We start from the raw sequence: 390 nt of genomic DNA on the forward strand, positions 1-390 counted from the left end.
GTCGTAGATGGAGTGCAGCAGGGTGCGCACCCACGGCCAGGAGGGCTTCGGGGTGGCTGCCATCAGATTGGCTGCGTAGTGGGTTCTGCAGCGCTGCCAGGCCGCTGCGGGCAGGGTGGCGCCGATCGCGGCCACCAGGCCGGCGTGGGCGTCGCTGGTGACCAGCGCGACCCCGGACAGGCCGCGGGCGACCAGGTCGCGGAAGAACGCCAGCCAGCCGGCCCCGTCCTCGGCGGAGGTGACCTGGATGCCCAGGATCTCTCGGTAGCCCTCGGCGTTGACGCCGGTGGCGATCAAGGTGTGCACCCCGACGACGCGGCCTGCCTCGCGCACCTTGAGCACCAGGGCGTCGGCGGCGAGGAAGGTATACGGGCCGGCATCGAGCGGGCG

1 protein-coding gene is annotated in these 390 nt (G+C 72.6%); it reads right to left on the reverse strand.

Annotated elements, in window-relative coordinates:
- Positions 1 to 390 (reverse strand): transposase (locus J1M44_RS11290; RefSeq protein WP_206481099.1); only part of this gene is annotated, 390 nt, incomplete at both ends.

The sequence above is a fragment of the Micrococcus sp. KRD128 genome, assembly GCF_017168395.1.
GTDB classification, from domain to species: domain Bacteria; phylum Actinomycetota; class Actinomycetes; order Actinomycetales; family Micrococcaceae; genus Micrococcus; species Micrococcus luteus.